Raw genomic sequence first — 1,269 nt, 5'->3', positions numbered from 1 at the left:
CTGACCTGCCCCTGAGTATTTCCTCCAGATGGAGTTAGAGTCCTGCCTGAGCAAGGGCGGACAGATGAAGCGAGCAAGGTTCACGGAAGAGCAGATTATCGCAGTGTTGAAGGAGCATGAGGCTGGAGCGACGACAGCTAATCTGGCTCGCAAACACGGGGTCTCGGAGGCGACGATCTACAATTGGAAGGCCAAGTTCGGTGGCATGGAAGCTTCCGAAGCCAAGCGGCTGAAGTCGCTGGAGGAGGAGAACGCGAAGCTAAAGAAGCTGCTGGCCGAGCAAATGCTCGATGCGGCGGCACTGCGCGAGCTTCTGTCAAAAAAATGGTAGGGCCCGCCGCCAAGCGCGCCGCTGTGGCGCACCTGAAGGCCGTGATGGGCCTGTCGGAGCGACGGGCCTGCATGATCGTCGACGCGGATCGGAGGATGATCCGCTACCGATCTCGCCGCGCTGCGGATACGGAGCTTCGTGCCCGGCTGCGCGACCTCGCCCACGAGCGCCGACGGTTCGGCTACCGTCGGCTGTTCATTCTGCTGCGACGAGAGGGCGAGCCATCAGGGCTCAACCGCATTCACCGGATCTATCGGGAAGAAGGACTGACAGTCCGCAAGCGGCGGGCTCGCCGCAAGGCCATGGGGTGCCGGGCGCCGATCCTGGTGGAAGCGAAGCCGAATGCGCGCTGGTCGCTGGACTTCGTCCACGACCAGTTCGCCAACGGGCCTCGCTTCCGCATCCTCAACATCGTCGACGATGTCACCAAGGAATGTCTGGGCGCCATTCCTGACACATCGATCTCGGGCCGGCGTGTGGCGCGGGAACTGACGACGGTTGTCGCGCGGCGCGGCAAACCCGGCCTGATCGTTTCCGACAACGGCACCGAACTCACCTGTAACGCCATGCTGGCCTGGTGCAAGGAAACCGGCATCGACTGGCACTTCATCGCACCGGGCAAACCAATGCAGAACGGCTTCGTCGAAAGCTTTAACGGCCGGATGCGCGACGAGCTCCTGAATGAGACGCTGTTCTTCGGTCTCGACGATGCCAGGGCCAAACTCGCGGCATGGGTCGCCGACTACAATGGCGAACGCCCCCATTCCTCGCTGCAATACCTCACGCCCGCGGCCTACGCCGCCTCTCTCACCGCAACGGACGCTCGGCTGCGCAACCCCGACCAGCTCCGCCGATCGCCCGTTGCTTCCACCGCGCCGCAAGGCGTACAACCCCCCGAGACTCTAACTGCCGCTGGATGAAAATTCAGGGGCAGGTCA

Annotated in this window: 1 protein-coding gene; it reads left to right on the top strand. The window is 63.0% G+C overall.

The genetic code is table 11. The annotated features are described in order from the left end of the window. Positions 1–64 precede the first annotated feature (64 nt). Positions 65–1,251 (top strand): IS3 family transposase gene (locus H8B02_RS47280; protein ID WP_229172512.1). Its coding sequence is split into 2 segments (ribosomal slippage): positions 65–317 and positions 317–1,251, totalling 1,188 coding nucleotides; the frame shifts between segments, so codons are not numbered across the junction. Positions 1,252–1,269 lie beyond the last annotated feature (18 nt).

This window comes from Bradyrhizobium altum, assembly GCF_020889705.1.
Taxonomy (GTDB): domain Bacteria; phylum Pseudomonadota; class Alphaproteobacteria; order Rhizobiales; family Xanthobacteraceae; genus Bradyrhizobium; species Bradyrhizobium altum.
This window is presented reverse-complemented; position numbering and strand designations above follow the sequence as displayed.